At 60.4% G+C, this 19,836-nt stretch carries 16 protein-coding genes; 8 read left to right on the top strand and 8 right to left on the bottom strand.

Going from position 1 to position 19,836, the window contains the following annotated elements; translation table 11 throughout:
- The first annotated feature begins 215 nt into the window (after positions 1–215).
- From glnS to ACJ8KE_RS12050, 4 genes are all read left to right on the top strand, one after another.
- Positions 216–1,880, top strand: coding sequence for a glutamine--tRNA ligase (glnS, locus tag ACJ8KE_RS12065; RefSeq protein WP_016928756.1), 1,665 nt, complete (start codon positions 216–218; stop codon positions 1,878–1,880).
- A 578-nt stretch (positions 1,881–2,458) separates the two neighbouring features.
- Positions 2,459–3,862 carry a chitoporin ChiP gene (gene chiP / locus ACJ8KE_RS12060; protein WP_016928755.1) on the top strand — a complete coding sequence of 468 codons (1,404 nt, stop codon included), beginning with the start codon at positions 2,459–2,461 and terminating at the stop codon, positions 3,860–3,862.
- Between the two features lie 46 nt (positions 3,863–3,908).
- Complete coding sequence (chiQ, locus tag ACJ8KE_RS12055; RefSeq protein WP_016928754.1) at positions 3,909–4,235, top strand: ChiQ/YbfN family lipoprotein; 327 nt, start codon at positions 3,909–3,911, stop codon at positions 4,233–4,235.
- Positions 4,236–4,248: 13 nt separating this feature from the next.
- Positions 4,249–6,906: a beta-N-acetylhexosaminidase gene (locus ACJ8KE_RS12050; protein ID WP_016928753.1), complete on the top strand. Its 2,658-nt coding sequence runs from the start codon at positions 4,249–4,251 to the stop codon at positions 6,904–6,906.
- Between the two features lie 251 nt (positions 6,907–7,157).
- Here the strand turns inward: ACJ8KE_RS12050 and fur are convergent, their stop codons facing one another.
- The 4 genes from fur to ybfF form a co-directional block, all read right to left on the bottom strand.
- The gene (gene fur / locus ACJ8KE_RS12045) at positions 7,158–7,604 is read right to left on the bottom strand and encodes a ferric iron uptake transcriptional regulator (RefSeq protein ID WP_004939939.1); all 447 of its coding nucleotides are present in this window, start codon (positions 7,602–7,604) and stop codon (positions 7,158–7,160) included.
- Between the two features lie 329 nt (positions 7,605–7,933).
- A complete protein-coding gene (gene fldA, locus ACJ8KE_RS12040; protein ID WP_004939938.1) occupies positions 7,934–8,473 on the bottom strand; it encodes a flavodoxin FldA in 540 nt (179 codons plus the stop codon).
- A 255-nt stretch (positions 8,474–8,728) separates the two neighbouring features.
- Entirely contained in the window at positions 8,729–9,016 is a 288-nt protein-coding gene (gene ybfE / locus ACJ8KE_RS12035; protein ID WP_004939936.1) for a LexA regulated protein, read from the bottom strand.
- 256 nt (positions 9,017–9,272) lie between these two features.
- A complete protein-coding gene (ybfF, locus tag ACJ8KE_RS12030) occupies positions 9,273–10,046 on the bottom strand; it encodes an esterase (protein WP_016928752.1) in 774 nt (257 codons plus the stop codon).
- A 224-nt stretch (positions 10,047–10,270) separates the two neighbouring features.
- Between ybfF and seqA the strand changes: the two genes are divergently transcribed.
- The 4 genes from seqA (at position 10,271) to ACJ8KE_RS12010 (ending at position 13,666) form a co-directional block, all read left to right on the top strand.
- Complete coding sequence (seqA, locus tag ACJ8KE_RS12025) at positions 10,271–10,813, top strand: replication initiation negative regulator SeqA (RefSeq protein ID WP_016928751.1); 543 nt, start codon at positions 10,271–10,273, stop codon at positions 10,811–10,813.
- A 77-nt stretch (positions 10,814–10,890) separates the two neighbouring features.
- The gene (gene pgm / locus ACJ8KE_RS12020) at positions 10,891–12,534 is read left to right on the top strand and encodes a phosphoglucomutase (alpha-D-glucose-1,6-bisphosphate-dependent) (protein ID WP_261105756.1); all 1,644 of its coding nucleotides are present in this window, start codon (positions 10,891–10,893) and stop codon (positions 12,532–12,534) included.
- A 191-nt stretch (positions 12,535–12,725) separates the two neighbouring features.
- Entirely contained in the window at positions 12,726–13,367 is a 642-nt protein-coding gene (locus ACJ8KE_RS12015; RefSeq protein WP_097102610.1) for a PadR family transcriptional regulator, read from the top strand.
- On the top strand, positions 13,367–13,666 hold the full coding sequence (locus ACJ8KE_RS12010; RefSeq protein WP_004939927.1) for a DUF3861 domain-containing protein: 300 nt from the start codon (positions 13,367–13,369) through the stop codon (positions 13,664–13,666). Before ACJ8KE_RS12015 ends, ACJ8KE_RS12010 begins: the two co-directional genes overlap by 1 nt.
- A gap of 27 nt (positions 13,667–13,693) precedes the next feature.
- On the opposite strand, the gene kdpE is transcribed toward ACJ8KE_RS12010, so the two are convergent.
- The 4 genes from kdpE to kdpB form a co-directional block, all read right to left on the bottom strand.
- The gene (kdpE, locus tag ACJ8KE_RS12005; RefSeq protein ID WP_016928747.1) at positions 13,694–14,383 is read right to left on the bottom strand and encodes a two-component system response regulator KdpE; all 690 of its coding nucleotides are present in this window, start codon (positions 14,381–14,383) and stop codon (positions 13,694–13,696) included.
- 16 nt (positions 14,384–14,399) lie between these two features.
- Positions 14,400–17,096, bottom strand: coding sequence for a two-component system sensor histidine kinase KdpD (kdpD, locus tag ACJ8KE_RS12000; RefSeq protein WP_049300333.1), 2,697 nt, complete (start codon positions 17,094–17,096; stop codon positions 14,400–14,402).
- A 73-nt stretch (positions 17,097–17,169) separates the two neighbouring features.
- Positions 17,170–17,739 (bottom strand): potassium-transporting ATPase subunit KdpC, encoded by a 570-nt coding sequence (kdpC, locus tag ACJ8KE_RS11995; protein WP_049300339.1) that lies wholly within the window; start codon positions 17,737–17,739, stop codon positions 17,170–17,172.
- A gap of 18 nt (positions 17,740–17,757) precedes the next feature.
- Positions 17,758–19,827, bottom strand: a complete 2,070-nt coding sequence (gene kdpB / locus ACJ8KE_RS11990; protein ID WP_016928744.1) for a potassium-transporting ATPase subunit KdpB — start codon at positions 19,825–19,827, stop codon at positions 17,758–17,760.
- Between the last annotated feature and the right edge of the window lie 9 nt (positions 19,828–19,836).

Genomic DNA, 19,836 nt, shown 5'->3' with positions numbered 1-19,836 from the left:
GGGGCCGGTCACGCATCATGGCGGAGTTTGCCCCGACTTGGCGGGAAGAGAGCGATCTCTTCCCGCTTTTTTTATCCCGTTTCGCGCCACGGCGGCGCGCTGCGCGCCGAGGGTGCAATATGCCGCATTTTTCGTGAAACAAACGGTTGTTTCCAGACGTGGCTTGTTGGATCATAGGCGGTTATGTGTAGCGCTTTGCATTGAGGAACAGTGAAATGAGTGAGGCTGAAGCCCGCCCAACCAATTTTATCCGTCAGATCGTCGATGAAGATCTGGCGTCGGGGAAACACACGTCGGTACATACCCGTTTCCCGCCGGAGCCTAACGGCTATCTGCATATCGGCCACGCCAAGTCCATCTGCCTGAACTTCGGCATCGCCAAGGACTATCAGGGCCAGTGCAACCTGCGTTTCGATGACACCAACCCGGTGAAAGAAGACATCGAGTTCGTGGAGTCAATCAAGCACGACGTGGAGTGGCTGGGCTTTGAGTGGAGCGGCAACGTTCATTACTCCTCAGACTATTTCGATCAGCTGCACCAGTATGCGGTTGAGCTGATCACCAAGGGGCTGGCCTACGTCGATGAGCTGTCGCCGGAGCAGATCCGTGAATATCGCGGCACCCTGACCGCGCCGGGCAAAGACAGCCCGTACCGCGACCGCAGCGTGGAAGAGAACCTGGCGCTGTTCGAGAAGATGCGCAACGGCGAGTTCGCCGAAGGCGCCGCCTGCCTGCGCGCCAAGATCGATATGGCTTCGCCGTTTATCGTGATGCGCGATCCGGTGCTGTACCGCATCAAGTTCGCCGAACACCACCAGACCGGCAACAAATGGTGCATCTACCCGATGTACGATTTCACCCACTGCATTTCCGATGCGCTGGAAGGGATCACCCATTCGCTGTGTACTCTGGAATTCCAGGATAACCGCCGTCTGTATGACTGGGTGCTGGATAACATCACCATTCCTTGCCACCCGCGGCAGTACGAGTTTTCGCGTCTCAACCTCGAATACGCCATCATGTCGAAGCGCAAGCTGCACCAGCTGGTGGCCGAGAAGATCGTCGAAGGTTGGGATGACCCGCGCATGCCGACCGTCTCCGGCCTGCGCCGTCGCGGTTATACCGCCGCCTCGATTCGCGAGTTTTGCCTGCGCATCGGCGTGACCAAGCAAGACAACAACGTCGAGATGGTGGCGCTGGAGTCCTGCATTCGCGACGATCTTAACGAGAACGCCCCGCGCGCTATGGCGGTGCTGGATCCGGTGAAAGTCGTCATCGAGAACATGGGCGATGCGGTGGAAATGGTCACCATGCCTAACCACCCGAACAAGCCGGAAATGGGCAGCCGCGATGTGCCGTTCAGCCGCGAGATCTATATCGATCGCGCCGACTTCCGCGAAGAAGCCAACAAGCAGTACAAGCGTCTGGTGCTGGGCAAGGAAGTGCGTCTGCGCAATGCGTACGTGATCAAGGCCGAGCGCGTCGAGAAGGACGAAGCGGGCGAGATCACCACCATTTTCTGCAGCTACGATGCGGAAACGCTGAGCAAAGATCCTGCCGACGGCCGCAAGGTGAAGGGCGTGATCCACTGGGTGTCCGCGGCGCACGCGCTGCCGGCGGAAATTCGCCTGTACGATCGCCTGTTCAGCGTGCCTAACCCAGGCGCGGCGGAGGATTTCCTCTCCACCATCAACCCGGAATCGCTGGTCATCAAGCACGGCTTCGTCGAGCCGAGTCTGGCGGCCGCACAGCCGGAGAAGGCCTACCAGTTCGAGCGTGAAGGCTACTTCTGCGCCGACAACCGTTACTCGTCGGCCGATCATCTGGTGTTTAACCGCACCGTCGGCCTGCGTGATACCTGGGCGAAAATCGAAGGCTAATCTTATTCGCCTCGAAAATTAATGAATCAGCGCGGCTTAGACCGCGCTTTTTTTATGTCTGCCATTGAGCAAATCATCTATTCCTGCCGAGTTATTCCGGGCCGTGTTTAATTAACCGCGGTGCGTTAATCAATAAGTTTTCTGATATTGGGTTTAATATTCTTAATTTTTGCTTATATATTCGTGATGCGAATTAATTTCATTTAGAGAGCGCTCTCAGATTTTATCTTCTGGCTGACGAATTCGGCCAGGCTGAAACCATTAATCGTCTCTGGTTGACCTTGTATCTCAATTTATTCTGATTTAATTGAATTTTTTATTCGACACCTTCCATGAACACCGGCGTAACAAAATATCACTGATATGTGCTGCTTGTCATACTTTGACAAATCTCCCGCATTTTTTGTTTGATAATTCGCGTCGCGAAAAATAGTCTGTCTGTAGCAATTAGTGCTGTGGGAATAACATCTCGTCGGCAATTTTTTTTACCCGTTCGGGTTTTTTATTGGCAGTCGTGCAGGGCAGTGGTGAACACAGGCGGCTGCAACTTTTAAGTTAAGTCAAAGAGGAATTTCACTATGGGTACGCACGGTGCTCAGCGTAAAACGCTGGCGCTCGCAGTCGCGGGCGCGCTGTTGGGAACAGGGTTTGCCATGGCGCCTGAGGCGAAAGCCGCAGGGTTTATCGATGATTCCACGCTGACCGGCGGCATCTATTACTGGCAACGTGAGCGTGACCGTAAAGATCTCAATCCGGACAGCAAGGATTACAACCAATACACCACCAACCTGTCGCATTCCACCGCCAACCTGAGCCTGGATTTCGCGTCGGGCTACGCCTGGGACATGTTCGGTCTGGACGTCGGCACTTTTACCGCCATCGAACTGGCTGAATCCAGCGCCAGCGGTCACCCGAACGAAATCGCGTTCTCCTCGAAGAACCGTACCTACGACGAAGACTACTCCGGTGATAAAGGCGGTATCAGCCTGTACAAAGCCGCCGCCAAATTCAAATACGGCCCGGTCTGGGCGCGCGCCGGCTACATTCAGCCGAGCGGCCAAACCCTGCTGGCGCCGCACTGGAGCTTTATGCCGGGCACCTATCAGGGCGCCGAGGCCGGCGCCAAGTTCGACTACGGCGATGCCGGCGCGTTGAGCTTCTCCTACATGTGGGCCGACAAATACAAGGCGCCGTGGCATATCGAGGTGGACGACTTCCGCCAGAATGATAAGAAAACCCGCGTCTCCTATCTGCACTCGCTGGGCGCCAAGTACGATTTCAAAAACGATCTGGTGCTGGAAGCCGCTTTCGGCCAAGCCCAGGGTTACGTGAATCAGTACTTCACCAAGGCGTCTTACAAATTCGATCTGCTGGGCAACCCGCTGACCACCAGTTACCAGTTCTACGGCGCGGAAGACCGCATCAGCGACAAGAACGATCCGAACAGCATCTACGACGGCCTGGCCTGGCTGCAGGCGCTGACCTTCGGTTACACCACCGGCCAGTTCAACTGGCGTCTGGAAGGCACCATGGTCAAGGCGGAAGGCAACCAGGGCTTCTTCCTGCAGCGTATGACCCCGACCTACGCCTCATCCAACGGCCGTCTGGACGTGTGGTGGGACAACCGCTCCGACTTTAACGCCAACGGCGAGAAAGCGGTGTACGCCGGCGTGATGTACGACCTCAGCAACTGGAACCTGCCGGGCATGGCGGTCGGCGGCTCCTACGTTTACGCCTGGGACGCCAAGCCGAGCACCAACCCAATCTACGATCAGAGCCAGCGCCTGAAAGAGAGCGCCTGGAGCCTGGACGCGATGTACACCATCCAGGAAGGGCGCGCCAAGGGCACCCTGATCAAGCTGCACTATACCCAGTATGACAACCACACCAACATCCCGAGCTGGGGCGGCGGTTACGGCAACATCTTCCAGGACGAGAAAGACGTCAAGTTCATGGTCATCGCGCCATTCACCATCTTCTGATGCGTTCCCCGGCCTCGCCGCCGGGGGCAGTTAAGGGAATTCAACGATGAAAAAAATCATGCTGATGTTGGCGGCCGCCGCGGCCTTGAGCGCCTGTGCGCAACCCGCCGCACCGCCGGAAGACGCCAAATTGAAGCAGGCTTACAGCGCCTGCATCAACACCGCCGAAGGTTCGCCGGAGCGTCTGCAGCCCTGCAAGTCGGTGCTGAACGTGCTGAAACAAGAAAAACAGCACCAGCAGTTTGCTGAGCAGGAAACGGTGCGGGTGATGGATTATCAGAACTGCATTATGGCGGTTCACAGCGGTAACGGTCAGGCTTATGACGCCAAGTGCGGCAAGCTGTGGCAAGAAATTCGCGATAACAATAATTAAGAAGGATGAGAAGATGAACGCATTCAAACTGAGCGCGCTTGCCGCCTTGACGGCAACGATGGGATTCCTGGGCGGTATGGGGAGCGCCATGGCCGATCAACAGCTGGTGGATCAACTGAGCCAGCTGAAGCTGAACGTGAAAATGCTGGATAACCGCGCCGGCGAAAACGGCGTGGATTGCGCGGCGCTGGGCGCTGACTGGGCTTCTTGCAACCGGGTGTTGTTCACCCTCAGCAACGACGGCCAGGCGATCGACGGCAAAGACTGGGTCATCTATTTCCACAGCCCGCGGCAGACCTTGCGGGTGGACAACGACCAGTTCAAGATCGCGCATCTGACCGGCGATCTGTACAAGCTGGAGCCGACCGCCAAATTCAGCGGTTTCCCGGCCGGTAAGGCGGTGGAAATCCCGGTGGTCGCCGAATACTGGCAGCTGTTCAGAAACGACTTCCTGCCGCGTTGGTATGCCACCTCCGGCGACGCCAAGCCGAAAATGCTGGCGAATACCGACACCGAAAACCTGGATCAGTTTGTGGCGCCGTTCACCGGCGACCAGTGGAAGCGCACCAAGGACGACAAAAACATTCTGATGACGCCGGCTTCGCGCTTTGTCAGCAATGCCGATCTGCAGACGCTGCCCGCCGGCGCGCTGCGCGGCAAGATCGTGCCGACGCCGATGCAGGTGAAGGTCCACGCACAGGACGCCGACCTGCGCAAAGGGGTGGCGCTGGATCTGAGCACGCTGGTCAAGCCGGCGGCGGACGTCGTCAGTCAGCGTTTCGCGCTGCTGGGCGTGCCGGTTCAGACCAACGGTTACCCGATCAAGACCGATATCCAGCCGGGCAAGTTTAAAGGCGCGATGGCGGTATCGGGCGCCTATGAGCTGAAAATCGGCAAGAAAGAGGCGCAAGTGATCGGCTTCGATCAGGCCGGGGTGTTCTACGGGCTGCAGTCGATCCTGTCGTTAGTGCCGAGCGACGGCAGCGGCAAGATCGCCACGCTGGACGCCAGCGATGCGCCACGCTTCCCGTATCGCGGCATTTTCCTCGACGTGGCGCGCAACTTCCATAAGAAGGACGCGGTGCTGCGTCTGCTGGATCAGATGGCGGCTTACAAGCTCAATAAATTCCACTTCCACCTGAGCGATGACGAAGGCTGGCGCATCGAGATCCCCGGCTTGCCTGAGTTGACGGAAGTCGGCGGCCAGCGCTGCCACGATCTGAGCGAAACCACCTGCCTGCTGCCGCAGTATGGCCAGGGGCCGGACGTCTACGGCGGCTTCTTCAGCCGTCAGGACTACATCGACATCATCAAATACGCCCAGGCGCGCCAGATTGAGGTGATCCCGGAGATCGACATGCCGGCGCACGCCCGCGCCGCGGTGGTTTCGATGGAAGCGCGCTATAAAAAGCTGCATGCCGCTGGCAAAGAGCAGGAGGCCAACGAATTCCGTCTGGTGGATCCGACCGATACCTCCAACACCACCTCCGTGCAGTTCTTTAACCGCCAGAGCTACCTGAACCCGTGCCTGGATTCCTCCCAGCGCTTTGTCGACAAGGTGATCGGCGAGATTGCCCAGATGCATAAAGAAGCCGGGCAGCCGATCAAGACCTGGCACTTTGGCGGCGATGAGGCGAAAAACATCCGCCTGGGCGCCGGCTATACCGACAAGGCGAAACCGGAACCGGGTAAAGGCATCATTGACCAGAGTAATGAAGACAAGCCGTGGGCCAAGTCGCAGGTGTGCCAGACGATGATCAAAGAGGGCAAAGTAGCCGACATGGAGCACCTGCCGAGCTACTTCGGCCAGGAGGTCAGCAAGCTGGTGAAGGCGCACGGCATCGACAGAATGCAGGCCTGGCAAGACGGCCTGAAAGACGCCGAAAGTTCGAAGGCGTTCGCCACCTCGCGCGTGGGCGTCAACTTCTGGGACACCCTGTATTGGGGCGGTTTCGACAGCGTTAACGACTGGGCCAATAAAGGGTATGAAGTGGTGGTTTCCAACCCGGACTACGTCTACATGGACTTCCCTTACGAGGTGAATCCGGACGAGCGCGGTTACTACTGGGGCACCCGCTTCAGCGACGAGCGCAAGGTGTTCAGCTTCGCGCCGGACAACATGCCGCAGAACGCGGAAACCTCGGTCGACCGCGACGGCAACCACTTCAACGCCAAAAGCGACAAGCCGTGGCCGGGCGCCTACGGTCTGTCCGCTCAGCTGTGGAGCGAAACCCAGCGCACCGATCCGCAGATGGAATACATGATCTTCCCGCGCGCGCTTTCGGTGGCGGAACGCGCCTGGCACCGCGCCGGTTGGGAGCAGGACTATCGCGCCGGCCGCGAATACAAAGGCGGGGAAACCCACTTTGTCGATACCCAGGCGCTGGAGAAAGACTGGCTGCGCTTCGCCAATATCCTGGGCCAACGTGAACTGGCCAAGCTGGACAAAGGCGGCGTCGCTTATCGTCTGCCGGTGCCGGGCGCCCGCGTGGCGGGCGGCAAGCTGGAAGCGAATATCGCGCTGCCGGGATTGGGCATCGAGTATTCCACCGACGGCGGCAAGCAGTGGCAGCGCTATGACGCCAAGGCCAAGCCGGCGGTCTCCGGTGAAGTGCAGGTGCGTTCGGTCAGCCCGGACGGTAAACGCTACAGCCGCGCCGAGAAGGTCTAGGTCTGGCTCCGGGGCCCGTGGTTCTGGCGGTGGGCCGCATCATAATGAAGGGGGAATGCGTTCGCCCCCGCGCGTGCCGGCGTGGGGCGGATGTTGAAGTGAGAGCAGTACGTGGAGTCGCAGTGCCGCTGCAATTGTAGTATTTCATGACATGATCTTCCCCCGGCTTGTCCGGGGATTTTTTTGCCCGTTGTACGGCGGGCATAAAAAAACCGCCCCAATGTGAGGCGGTTTTTCATAGCCGGTCAGGCTTATTTCTTGTCGTGCAGCGATTCGTCTTCGCGGCAGTCACCGGTTTCACAGTGGCCGTACAGGTACAGACTGTGGTTGGTGAGCTTGATGCCGTGCTGCTTGGCGATATCACGCTGGCGCACTTCGATGGATTCATCACTGAATTCGATCACTTTGCCGCAGTCCAGGCAAATCAGGTGATCGTGGTGATGTTGTTGGGTCAGCTCGAACACGGACTTGCCGCCTTCGAAATTGTGACGTGTCACAATGCCCGCATCGTCAAACTGGTTCAGTACGCGATAAACCGTCGCCAGGCCGATCTCTTCGCCCATATCAATCAGTTTTTTGTACAAATCTTCCGCACTGACGTGATGGCATTCCGGATTTTGCAGTACTTCCAGGATTTTGAGTCGCGGAAGCGTGACTTTTAAGCCGGCCTTCTTCAATGCGATGTTGTTGTCGGTCATGCGAATTCAGTCCTGTTACTATGCTAATCAAGTTGAGGCGTACTCGCCTGTGGCATCGGTCGGCACAAAGAGTTAATGCGTCTCATTATAGAACCGGTTGTACTAAATGGAAACCGCCGGTTGTTAACAAAGATATAATTGCACTATTGCATGTTTTGCATGCAACGCCTTGATGGATGGGATAAACCGATATCTCAGTCTACCGTGACGGGGTGGGAAGTTACAAATCTGTAGCTTCTATCGCAGCAATCCCTGTTGCCGATGACGGCCCTGTCGGCACACTATGCACTTTACAGGGCCTTTGTTCAACCTTTCGCCAGTACCGGCGTTTAGCCGACGATATCGGCCAGGCTCAGCTCTTCGACGATCTGTTTGACCCAGGCGTCCACGCGCTCATTGGTCAGCTCCGGCTGACGGTCTTCGTCGATCGCCAGACCGATGAAGTGGTTGTCGTCCGCCAGGCCTTTGGATGCTTCGAAGTGGTAGCCTTTGGTCGGCCAGTGGCCCACGATGGCCGCGCCGCGCGGTTCGATGATGTCGCGGATGGTGCCCATCGCGTCACAGAAATATTCCGCGTAGTCTTCCTGGTCGCCGCAGCCGAACAGCGCCACCAGTTTGCCGTTGAAATCGACTTCTTCCAGCGTCGGGAAGAAATCATCCCAGTCACACTGCGCTTCACCGTAGTACCAGGTCGGGATACCCAGCAGCAGGATATCGAACCCTTCCAGGTCTTCTTTGCTGCTTTTGGCGATGTCATGCACTTCTGAGACATCGTCGCCAAACTGTTTCTGAAGAATTTTCTGGATCATTTTGGCAATGTTTTCGGTATTGCCAGTGTCGCTGCCAAAGAAAATGCCTACAGTAGCCATATCGCGTATAACCTTTAAATTCAATTAATTGCATTACTCGGCGCCGGCACTGCCGCCGATTAAAATGATGCCATGACAAGAGCCTTTCGCCATGGTGGCGGGCGCCGACAGGCGCAGTCTCTTACCGGTAAATGCGTATCATGCCAGAAAGTGGCGCCGGGGTTTTATCGCATTTATGCGATGCCGAAGGATGAAGAAAAGCGTGGTCGATCCGGCGTTGTCCTTAACGCCGCGCCGCGCGTGCGGCCGAAGAGATCAATGTTCCGGCTGTTCTTCCGCCAGTTGCGCCAACAGCATCTGCTCGATGAGTTCGCTGCGGCTGATGTTGCGCTGTTCCGCCAGTTTGTTCAGGGCGTCCACCGCATCCGCGTTGATTTTCAGCTCTACGCGCCGCAATCCGCGCACTTTATCGCGCCGTAACTGATTGCGCTTATTGATTCTAAGCTGTTCATCGCGGGAAAGCGGGTTGGTTTTCGGGCGCCCCGGACGGCGTTCATCTGCGAACAGATCCAGCGTCGTGCGATCCGTTTGTTCTTTTGCCATAGGTAGCGGTACTGCAAGGGAGTTTGCATCAAAAAGCGCTCGCACGCTTCCGGAGGCATCGATTAACACACTTCGGGCCAATAAACCCTAACCCAAATTTACCCCCGAACCGGCGTTCGCGAACGCGCTGGCGCGGCGGCAAAATTATAGCGCGCCATATTACCCCAGCAGATGGAGCGGCGACAATGCCTAACTGCGGGCTAAACGCGCTAAGCCGTTATCTTTAGCGCGTTTTTTCGCCAGATTAACGTATTTTTCAGGCTTCGCCGAGGAAACGGTGGATGGCGCGCAGCACCGCTTCCGGTTTTTCGGCGTGCACCCAATGGCCGGTGCCGGCGACGACGTGCGCGCGGGCCTGCGGGAACTGGCGGGCGATGTCTGCACGGTAGCTGTCCTGCACGTACGGCGACAGGCCGCCGCGAATGAACAGGGTCGGGTGTGGCCAGGCCGGGACTTCCTGCCAGCCGGTGATGTCTTCGTAGCGTTCGATCAGCACCGGCAGGTTGAAGCGCCATTCACCGTTATGGAAGGACTTCAGCAGGAACTGGATCACGCCTTCTTCCTGCAGGTAGTCGCGCATCAACTGGGCGGCCGCCTGGCGCTGGGTGATGCCGGCGGCGCTGACGGCCTTCAGCGCGGTGAAGATCTCGTCATGACGTCGGGTCTGGTAATCCACCGGCGCGACGTCGATGACGATCAGCTTGGCGATGCGCTCGGGCGCGATGGCGGTCAGCGCCATCGCCGCTTTGCCGCCCATCGAGTGGCCGATGACGATCGCTTTCTCCAGCTGCAGTTCGTCGAGCAGCGCCAGCAGATCCTGCGCCATGGCGGGGTAGTTCATGTCGTCGGCGCGCGGGGAGAGGCCATGGTTGCGCAGATCGACCTTGATCACACTGTGCTGTTTATGGAGATCGCGCGCCAGCACGCCCAGGTTGTCGAGATTGCCGAACAGGCCGTGGATCAGCAGCACCGGCAGCGCGTCTGACTCGGCGGCCAGCAGTTGATAATGTAATTTCATGGCGAAGTTCATACTGAGAGAGATTCAGATTAGGGTATCATGATTGAATCGCACGATGAATCATGCGGAATTTTCGCGGCGCGGGCTTGGCAGTGCCGGCTATAGGTATTAGTCTGCATTTGCCGTCCGGAGGCACATTGTTGTGTTCGCCCCAGCGCTTTTAACCTTATAATCCCATGGCTTGAATGCAGGATCTGGCTTCAGGTTCTAAGTAGAAAAAACAGTATTGGATAAAGATGAAAACTATTGAAGTCGACGAAGAGCTTTACCGTTATATTGCCAGCCACACGCAACACATCGGTGAAAGCGCGTCCGATATTTTACGCCGCATGTTGAAATTCACCGCCGGTCAGCCGGTGCGCGCGTTGCCTGCCGCCAGTGCGTCGTCGTCCGTCGAACTGGAAAAAGCGGCGCCGGTTCAGCGCCCGCGCGATCGCGTACGCGCCGTGCGTGAACTGCTGCTGTCGGATGAATACGCCGAGCAGAACAAAGCGGTCAACCGTTTCATGCTGGTGCTGTCCACGCTGTACACCCTCGATGCCGCCGGTTTCGCCGCCGCCACCGAGGCGTTGACCGGCCGCACCCGCACCTATTTCGCCGGCGATCAGCAGACCCTGCTGGCCAACGGCACGCACACCAAGCCGAAGCATGTGCCGGGCACCCCTTACTGGGTGATCACCAATACCAATACCGGCCGCAAGCGCAGCATGATCGAACACATCATGCAGGCGATGCAGTTCCCGGCGGAACTGATCGAGAAAGTTTGCGGTACCGTCTAATTTAGCGAACAGCCCGTCATGATGGCCGTGCGCGACGTATTTGCCCGGTCACCGACAGGGATGAGGGAGATATGTCGATGGCGAATAATCCACGTGCCGGGCAGCCCGCCCGTCAAAGCGATCTGATCAACGTAGCCCAGCTGACGTCGCAGTACTATGTGCTGCAACCGGAAGCCGGCAATGCCGCACATGCGGTGAAGTTTGGCACTTCCGGCCACCGCGGCAGCGCGCAGCGCCACAGCTTCAATGAGGCGCACATCCTCGCCATCGCTCAGGCGATCGCCGAAGTTCGTCATCAGCAGGGCACCAACGGCCCGTGCTACGTGGGCAAAGACACCCATGCGCTGTCCGAGCCGGCCTTTATTTCCGTGCTGGAAGTGCTGACCGCCAACGGCGTCGATGTGATCGTGCAGGAAAACAACGGCTTCACGCCAACGCCGGCGGTATCGCACGCCATTCTGTGCCACAACCGCCGCGGCGGCGCGCAGGCTGACGGCATCGTCATTACGCCGTCCCACAACCCGCCGGAAGACGGCGGCATCAAATACAACCCGCCGAACGGCGGCCCGGCTGACACCAACCTGACGTCGGTGATCGAAAAGCGCGCCAACGAACTGCTGGCGCAGCAGCTGAAAGGCGTTCAGCGCCAGTCGCTGGACAAGGCCTGGAACAGCGGCCACCTGCACGCCAAAGATTTGGTGCAGCCTTATGTCGAAGGGCTGGTTGACGTGGTCGACATGCCGGCCATTCAACGCGCCGGCCTGAAGCTGGGCGTGGATCCGCTCGGCGGCTCCGGCATCGCCTATTGGCAGCGGGTAGCGGAACACTACAAGCTGGATCTGACGCTGGTGAACGACTCCATCGATCAGACCTTCCGCTTCATGCACCTGGACCACGACGGCATCATCCGCATGGATTGCTCGTCCGAGTCGGCGATGGCCGGCCTGCTGGCGCTGCGCGACAAATTCGATCTGGCGTTCGCCAACGATCCGGATTACGACCGCCACGGCATCGTCACGCCGAAAGGCCTGATGAACCCGAACCACTATCTGGCGGTAGCCATCAACTACCTGTTCCAACATCGCCCGCAGTGGGGCGCCGATGTGGCGGTAGGTAAAACGCTGGTGTCCAGCGCGATGATCGACCGCGTGGTGGCTGACCTGGGCCGCAAGCTGGTGGAAGTGCCGGTCGGTTTCAAATGGTTCGTGGACGGCCTGTTTGACGGCAGCCTGGGCTTCGGCGGTGAAGAGAGCGCCGGGGCCTCGTTCCTGCGTTTCAACGGCCAGCCGTGGTCGACCGACAAAGACGGCATCATCATGTGCCTGCTGGCGGCTGAAATCACCGCGGTAACCGGTGAGAACCCGCAGCATCATTATGACGATCTGGCCAAGCGCTTCGGCGCGCCGAGCTACAACCGTATCCAGGCGCCGGCAACCCATGCGCAGAAAGCGGCGCTGTCCAAGCTGTCGCCGGAGATGGTCAAGGCCAGTACGCTGGGCGGGGATCCGATCACCGCACGTCTGACTGCGGCGCCGGGCAACGGCGCGTCGATCGGCGGCCTGAAAGTCATGACCGACAACGGCTGGTTCGCGGCCCGTCCTTCCGGCACCGAAGAGGCTTACAAGATCTACTGCGAGAGCTTCCTCGGGGCGGAACACCGCGAGAAGATTGAGCACGAAGCGGTCGAGATCGTCAGCGAAGTGCTGGCTTCCGCCAAGTAATCGCTTTTCTTGATGGATAAAAAGCGCTGTTTTTACAGCGCTTTTTTTATGCCTGTAATTTAGATATATCTTTTTCACGGCACGCGCTTGCGCATTTAGATATATCGATCTAGATTAGCGTTATCGACGCTGTTTAGATATATCTAAACAACCTCGTATTGATGTTCACTGTTAAAGCGAGGTATCACCCTATGTTTCATCGATTAGGTTTACACCGGCATCACCACCACCCTCATGCGTGCGAAGAGGGGCGCCGTCATCGCGGCGGGCGTCATCACTTCGGCGGCGAAGGCGAAGAGCACGGCCGAGGTGGGCGCGGCGGCCGGGGCGGGCGTCATCGTCTGTTCGAACACGGCGATCTGCGCCTGGTGTTGCTGGCGCTGGTGGCGCGCAAGCCCAGCCACGGATACGAATTGATCAAGGCGATCGAGGAAGCCTCTTCCGGCCTGTATGTGCCGAGCCCGGGGGTGATTTACCCCACGCTGACGCTGCTGGAAGAACAGGATTTTCTCGAACCGCTCACCACCGGCAACGGCCGAAAAAGCTACCGCATCACCACGGCGGGTGAGGGCGAGCTGCAAAAGCATCAACAGGTGGTTGACATCATTCTGGCGCGTCTGGCGGGCGCCGGCCGCGAGCATCATCGGCACGGCAACCTGGCGGAAGGCATTTACGACGCCATGAACCGTCTGCGCAGCCTGCTGCGCGGCAACGTGATGCGCGCCGATCTCACGCCGCAGCAGGTGGAGCGCATCAACGCCGCGTTGCTGACCGCCGTGGCGGCGATCGAAAGCGAAATGCACATTCAACCCACGCAGCAGGAGGATAACTGATGCCCGGCCACCGTTTTAACATTACCGTTGAAGCCCTGAGCGACCGCCAGGGCAACCCCGTCGAGAAGGCACCGCTGAGTTTTGAGGTGACCAATCATGACGATATTCTCGAGATCGTCGAGCGCATTCGGGCGCGTGACGATCTGAACTTCGGCCCCGAGCAGAGCGCGGCCTTCGCCGTGGGGTTGAAACTGTTCTCCGAAGTGATGATCGAAAACCGCAAACACCCGGTGTTCGCTCCGCTGCGCGAGGCGTTTAAGGAATTTATGGTCGGATTGAAGAAAGGCCCGGCGGCGTAAAGGCGCGGCACACCGCGCTCGCCGGGGTTAAGGCATGAAACGGTAGCCGACGCCGGTTTCGGTCAGCAGGTGTTTGGGCCGGGCCGGATCGGCTTCGAGCTTCTGCCGCAAATGGCCCATGTAGATGCGCAGGTAGTGGCTGTGTTCCACGTAGTTCGGCCCCCAGACGTGGCTCAACAGCTGGCGTTGGGTAATCACCTTGCCGGCGTTGGCCAGCAGCTCCGCCAACAGGCGAAATTCTATCGGCGTCAGGTGCAGATCTTCGTCGTTGCGCAGCACCCGGCGATTCACCAGATCGACGGTGATCGCCGAAAAGCTCACCAGCGGGCTTTCCTGTTGGTTGGCGGAGTGGCGGCGCAGCGCGACCCGCACCCGCGCCAACAGCTCACCGATGCCGAACGGTTTGCTGAGATAGTCGTCGGCGCCGGCGTCCAGCGCGGCGATTTTGTCCTCTTCGGCGTTGCGCGCCGACAGTACGATCACCGGAATGGCGCTCCACTGCCGCAGATCGCGGATGTAGCTCAGCCCGTCGCCATCCGGCAACCCCAAATCCAGGATGATCAGATCCGGTTTGCGCGTGCCGGCCTCAATCAGCCCGCGCTGCAGCGTTTCACTTTCAAACACCCGCAGGCCTTCGCTCTCCAGCGCGGTGCGCACGAAGCGGCGGATTTCTTTTTCATCTTCAACAATCAGAATGTTGGTTGGCGTTATGCTCACGTTTCCCCTGCGTTGATTACAGATCGAAGGCGTCGCCGTCGATCTCGGGCGGTTTTTCCAGCGGCAGCACGAAGCGGAAGCTGGCGCCGCCGTTGGCGCCGTTTTCCGCCCAGATGCGGCCATCATGCACTTCAATAATGGCACGACAAATCGCTAACCCCAAGCCTACGCCGGGGATCGCCGACTCTTTATTGCCGCGTGAAAACTTGTCGAAAATCAGCTGCAGCTGATCGGCGGGGATGCCGGGGCCGTTATCCCAGACCTCGACTTCCAGCCACTCGGGCAGCGTGCGGGCGCGAATGCCGATGGTGGCCTCGGCGCCGGCGTATTTATTGGCGTTTTCCAACAGGTTGGTGAACACCCGTTCCAGCAGGCTGCCGTCGCAGTTGACCAGGATCTGTTCCGGCGGCAGCTCGACCTCGATCGGATGCTGGCTGAGCAGCGGCTCCAGCATGTGCAGCGAGGCGCCGACGATCTCTTCCAGCGACTGCCACTCTTTACGCAGGCTGAAACCGCCGGACTGGATGCGCGCCATATCCAGCAGGTTGTTCACCAGCCGGGTGGTGCTCAGCACCTGCTGGCGGATCTGGCTGGCCTGGGTGGCGTGATTGGAGCCTTCGGCCGCCAGGTCCAGCGTGAGAATTTCCGCCTGGCCGAACAACACGGTCAGCGGGGTGCGCAGATCGTGCGACAGCGCCGCCAGCAGCGAGTTGCGCAGCTGTTCGCGTTCGGCGTCCAGCTTGGCTTCTTCGGCGCTGCGCGCCAGGTGCAGCCGTTCCAGCGCGCTGGCGATCAGCACTGCGAAGGTTTGCAGCAGCCGCTGTTGTTCCGGCACCATCAGCTGGCGCAGGTTGTTGGGTTCGATCGCCAACAGGCCGAAGGTCTGTTTGGGGGTATTGAGCGGCAGCAGTTGGTAAGGCACGCCGGGCAGGGTGTCGGTACCCGCGCCGGCCGGCAAGCCTTTGTCGAAACTCCAGCGCGCGATGGCTTCGTCTACCGACAGCAGTCCGCCTTCCTCGCCGATCATTTGCTGCAGCCGGCCGTCTTCCTGCGGCAGCAGCAGCACGGTTTTCGCCTGGAAGCTGCTGGAGAGGAAATGACGGCTGGTGTTGGCGATGTCGGCCACGGTCAGCGCGCGGCTCAGCCCGCGCGACATTTCGTACAGATGACGCGCCCGCTGCTCGCGATAGCGCGCCACCCGGGCCTGATAACGCACCCCGGCGGTCAGGTTGCCGATGATGATGCCGACGGCGAGCATCACGCCGAAGGTCAGCAGATACTGCATATCGCTGACGGCGAACGACCATTCGGGCTGGACGAAGAACAGATCGAAGCTGGCGACGTTGATCACCGCCGCCAGCACCGACGGCCAGCGGCCGAAGAACAGCGCGACGATCGCCACGCCGAGCAGGTAGACCATCACCAGGTTGGCCTGATCGAAGCCCGGCAGCAGCCACTGCGAGAGCAGGGTAATCAGCGCACACAGCGCTATCGCCACCGCGCAGCCGCGCAGCTGCATGCGCCATTTCTCATTGAAGCTGCGGCCGTCGTGCTCCTTGCCCGGCGGGGGCTGCGCGGCGTCGCTGTCCAGCGCCACGATCACCAGATCGAGATCCGGGCCCAGCCGGCCGAGGCGATCGGCGAAGCTGCCGCGCAGTTTCCAGCGCTGCTCGCTGCGGCGGCCGATGATGATTTTGCCGAGGTTATGCTCGCGGGCGTAGCGCAGCACCGCACGCTCTTCGGACGGATCGGCCAGGGTGGCGGTTTCGGCGCCCAGCTCCTGCGCCAGCCGCAGCGCGCGCAGAATGGCGCGGCGCTGGTTTTCCGGCAGCCGGTGCAGCTTGGGGGTTTCCACGTAGACTGCATGCCAGTGGCAGCCAAGCCGCGCCGCCAGCCGGGCGGCGATGCGCACCAGCTTTTCGTTGCCACTGCTGTGGCCGACGCACAGCAGAATGCTGTCGCGGGTGTGCCACACTTTCTCGCGCCCCTGGGTGTCGCGAAACTCGCGCATCTGATCATCGACCCGATCGGCGGTGCGGCGCAGCGCCAACTCGCGCAGAGCGATCAGGTTGCCTTTACGGAAAAAATGCTCGATGGCGCGCTCGGCCTGGCCGGGAATATACACTTTGCCTTCGTGCAGCCGTCGGCGCAGATCGTCCGGCGGCAGATCGACCAGCACCACTTCGCTGGCCTCGTCAAACACGTGGTCGGGCACCGTTTCGCGCACCCGCACGCCGGTCACGCCGCCCACCACGTCGTTCAGACTTTCCAGATGTTGCACGTTGACGGTCGTCAGCACGTCGATGCCGGCGTCCAGCAGCTCTTCCACATCCTGCCAGCGTTTGGGGTGGCGCGAACCGTGGGCGTTGCTGTGCGCCAGTTCGTCCATCAGGATCAGCGCCGGGTGGCGCGCCAGCGCGGCGTCGAGATCGAATTCATGCACCAGTCGCCCGCGGTGCTGGATGCGTTTTTGCGGCAGCAGCGCCAGGCCGTCGAGCAGGGCGGCGGTCTCGTTGCGGCCGTGGGTTTCCACCACGCCGACCAGCACATCCAGCCCCTGAGCGCGCAAGCGCTGGGCTTCCTGCAGCATGGCGTAGGTTTTGCCCACGCCGGCGCAGGCGCCGAAGAATACCTTCAACCGGCCGCGCGGTTTTTCATTGGCCAGCGCCAGCAGGCTATCGGGATCGGGACGCTGCTGTTCTTCTTCGACCATGGCAATTCCTTGTGTTACCAAGCAAAAAGGGGTTCGGCACGCCGAACCCTATCACTATGCTGAATACGGCGCGTTACTTCAACGCATCCAGCGCCAGGTTCAGCTTCAACACGTTCACCACCGATTCGCCCATGAAGTTGGGCGTGGCCCGATCGGTGTTGTCTTCGATCAGTTTGGCGATCTGTTCCGGCGGCAGATGACGCGCCGCCGCGACCCGCGCCAGCTGATACCGCGCCGCGGCGATCGAGATCTGCGGATCCAGCCCGCTGCCGGAGGCGGTCAGCAGATCCACCGGGATCGGGCCGCGCATCGCAGGATTGGCCTGGCGCAGCTGCGCTGCGCGCTCGGCGATAGCCTTATCCAGCGCCGGGTTGGTGGCCGCCAGGTTGCTGCCGGCGGAGGCCAGTGGATTATAGGCCGAATCGCCGGTGGCCGACGGGCGGCCCCAGAAATAGTCGGCGCGCGTGAAGTTTTGGCCGATCAGCGCGGAGCCGACCGCCTTGTCGCCCTGGTACAGCAGCGAACCGTTAGCCGAGCCCGAAAACAGCAGCTGCGCCAGCCCGGTGGTCAGCAGCGGATAGGCGATGCCGGTGATTAGCGTCAGCAGGATCACCATCACCAGCGCAGGTCGTAAATACGTCATGTTCATTTCCCTCAATGGTTAACCGGCGACGTGCAGCGCGACCAGGATCAGGTCGATCAGTTTGATGCCGACGAACGGCACCAGCAGGCCGCCGACTCCGTACAGCCACAGGTTGCGGCGCAGCAGGGCCGCGGCGCTCATCGGTTTGTAGCTCACCCCTTTCAGCGCCAGCGGGATCAGGAACACGATCACCAGGGCGTTGAAGATCACCGCCGACATGATGGCGGAGGCCGGGGAATGCAGATGCATCACGTTCAGCGCGTTCAGCTGCGGATAGGTGGCCGCGAACGCCGCCGGAATGATGGCGAAGTATTTGGCCACGTCGTTGGCGATGCTGAAGGTGGTCAGCGAGCCGCGCGTCATCAGCATCTGTTTGCCGATGTGCACCACTTCGATCAGCTTGGTCGGGTTGGAATCCAGATCGACCATGTTGCCCGCCTCTTTGGCGGCCTGGGTGCCGGAGTTCATCGCCACCGCCACATCGGCCTGCGCCAGCGCCGGGGCGTCGTTGGTGCCGTCGCCGGTCATCGCCACCAGACGGCCTTCCGCCTGATACTGGCGGATCAGCGCCAGCTTGGCTTCCGGCGTGGCTTCCGACAGGAAGTCGTCCACTCCGGCTTCGGCGGCGATCGCCGCCGCGGTCAGTGGGTTATCGCCGGTGATCATCACCGTTTTGATGCCCATCTTGCGCAGCTCATTGAAGCGCTCTTTGATGCCGCCTTTGACGATATCCTTCAGCGCCACCACGCCCAGCACCCGGGCGCCTTCCGCCACCACCAGCGGCGTGCCGCCGGTGCGCGCCACGCTTTCCACCAGGTCGTCCACCGCCCGCGGGAAGTGGCCCTGATTGGATTCGACGTGACGGCGAATGGCATCCACTGCGCCTTTGCGGATCATGCGTTCCTGCACGTTGACGCCGCTCATGCGGGTCTGGGCGGAGAAGGGCACGAAGGTGGCGTTCAGCGCCTGCAGATCGCGCTCGCGCAGGTTAAAGCGCTGTTTGGCCAACACCACGATGCTGCGGCCTTCCGGCGTTTCGTCCGCCAGCGAGGCCAGCTGCGCGGCGTCCGCCAGCTCTTGCTCTTTCACGCCCGGCGCCGGCAGGAACTCCGACGCCTGGCGGTTGCCCAGCGTGATAGTGCCGGTTTTATCCAGCAGCAGCACGTCCACGTCGCCGGCGGCTTCCACCGCGCGGCCGCTGGTGGCGATCACGTTGGCGCCGAGCATGCGGCTCATCCCGGCCACGCCGATGGCGGACAGCAGGCCGCCGATGGTGGTGGGGATCAGGCAAACCAGCAATGCGACCAGCACGGTGATGGTGACCACGCTGCCGCTGCCGGCCGCCTCGACGCTGTATTGCGAGAACGGGAACAGGGTGGCGGTGGCCAACACGAACACGATGGTCAGCGCCACCAGCAGGATGGTCAGCGCGATCTCGTTCGGCGTTTTGCGGCGCTTGGCGCCTTCCACCATGGCGATCATGCGATCGAGGAAGGTTTCCCCCGGGTTGACGCTGCACTGCACCACCAGCCAGTCAGACAGCACGCGGGTGCCGCCGGTGACCGAGGAGAAGTCGCCGCCGGATTCGCGGATCACCGGGGCGGATTCGCCGGTGATGGCGCTTTCATCCACCGAAGCGCCGCCTTCCAGCACCTCGCCGTCGCACGGGATGGTGTCGCCGGCTTCCACCAGCACGATATCGCCCTTGCGCAGGCTTTCGGCGGCCACTTTCTCCGTGGCGCCGTCGCGGCGCGGGCCGGCCAGCTTTTTCGCCCAGCTGGTTTTCTTGGTGCCTTTCAGGCTTTCCGCCTGGGCCTTGCTGCGCCCTTCGGCCAGCGCTTCCGCGAAGTTGGCGAACAGTACGGTGAACCACAGCCACAGGGCGACGCTGCCGGTAAAGGCGGCGGCGCCGTCGGTTTGGCCGGCGAGGATAGCCAGCCAGATGGCGGTGGTCAGCAGGCTGCCGATATACACCACGAACATCACCGGGTTGCGCCATTGAACGCGAGGGTCCAGTTTTTTCACCGCATCGATCAGCGCGGTGCGCACCAGGGCCGGTTCAAACAGCGCGCGTTGTTTGCGAGTCATCTCTTATTC

Source organism: Serratia sp. CY56464, assembly GCF_052168435.1.
GTDB lineage: Bacteria > Pseudomonadota > Gammaproteobacteria > Enterobacterales > Enterobacteriaceae > Serratia > Serratia marcescens.
This window is presented reverse-complemented; position numbering and strand designations above follow the sequence as displayed.

Bases quoted from the DNA above. Each gene is read 5' to 3' on its own strand.
- kdpB (WP_016928744.1), bottom strand. From the start codon at position 19,827: ATGACTCGCAAACAACGCGCGCTGTTTGAACCGGCCCTGGTGCGCACC.
- glnS (WP_016928756.1), top strand. From the start codon at position 216: ATGAGTGAGGCTGAAGCCCGCCCAACCAATTTTATCCGTCAGATCGTC.
- chiP (WP_016928755.1), top strand. From the start codon at position 2,459: ATGGGTACGCACGGTGCTCAGCGTAAAACGCTGGCGCTCGCAGTCGCG.
- seqA (WP_016928751.1), top strand. From the start codon at position 10,271: ATGAAAACTATTGAAGTCGACGAAGAGCTTTACCGTTATATTGCCAGC.
- pgm (WP_261105756.1), top strand. From the start codon at position 10,891: ATGGCGAATAATCCACGTGCCGGGCAGCCCGCCCGTCAAAGCGATCTG.
- chiQ (WP_016928754.1), top strand. From the start codon at position 3,909: ATGAAAAAAATCATGCTGATGTTGGCGGCCGCCGCGGCCTTGAGCGCC.
- ACJ8KE_RS12050 (WP_016928753.1), top strand. From the start codon at position 4,249: ATGAACGCATTCAAACTGAGCGCGCTTGCCGCCTTGACGGCAACGATG.
- kdpD (WP_049300333.1), bottom strand. From the start codon at position 17,096: ATGGTCGAAGAAGAACAGCAGCGTCCCGATCCCGATAGCCTGCTGGCG.
- ACJ8KE_RS12015 (WP_097102610.1), top strand. From the start codon at position 12,726: ATGTTTCATCGATTAGGTTTACACCGGCATCACCACCACCCTCATGCG.
- kdpC (WP_049300339.1), bottom strand. From the start codon at position 17,739: ATGACGTATTTACGACCTGCGCTGGTGATGGTGATCCTGCTGACGCTA.
- ybfE (WP_004939936.1), bottom strand. From the start codon at position 9,016: ATGGCAAAAGAACAAACGGATCGCACGACGCTGGATCTGTTCGCAGAT.
- fur (WP_004939939.1), bottom strand. From the start codon at position 7,604: ATGACCGACAACAACATCGCATTGAAGAAGGCCGGCTTAAAAGTCACG.
- ACJ8KE_RS12010 (WP_004939927.1), top strand. From the start codon at position 13,367: ATGCCCGGCCACCGTTTTAACATTACCGTTGAAGCCCTGAGCGACCGC.
- fldA (WP_004939938.1), bottom strand. From the start codon at position 8,473: ATGGCTACTGTAGGCATTTTCTTTGGCAGCGACACTGGCAATACCGAA.
- ybfF (WP_016928752.1), bottom strand. From the start codon at position 10,046: ATGAACTTCGCCATGAAATTACATTATCAACTGCTGGCCGCCGAGTCA.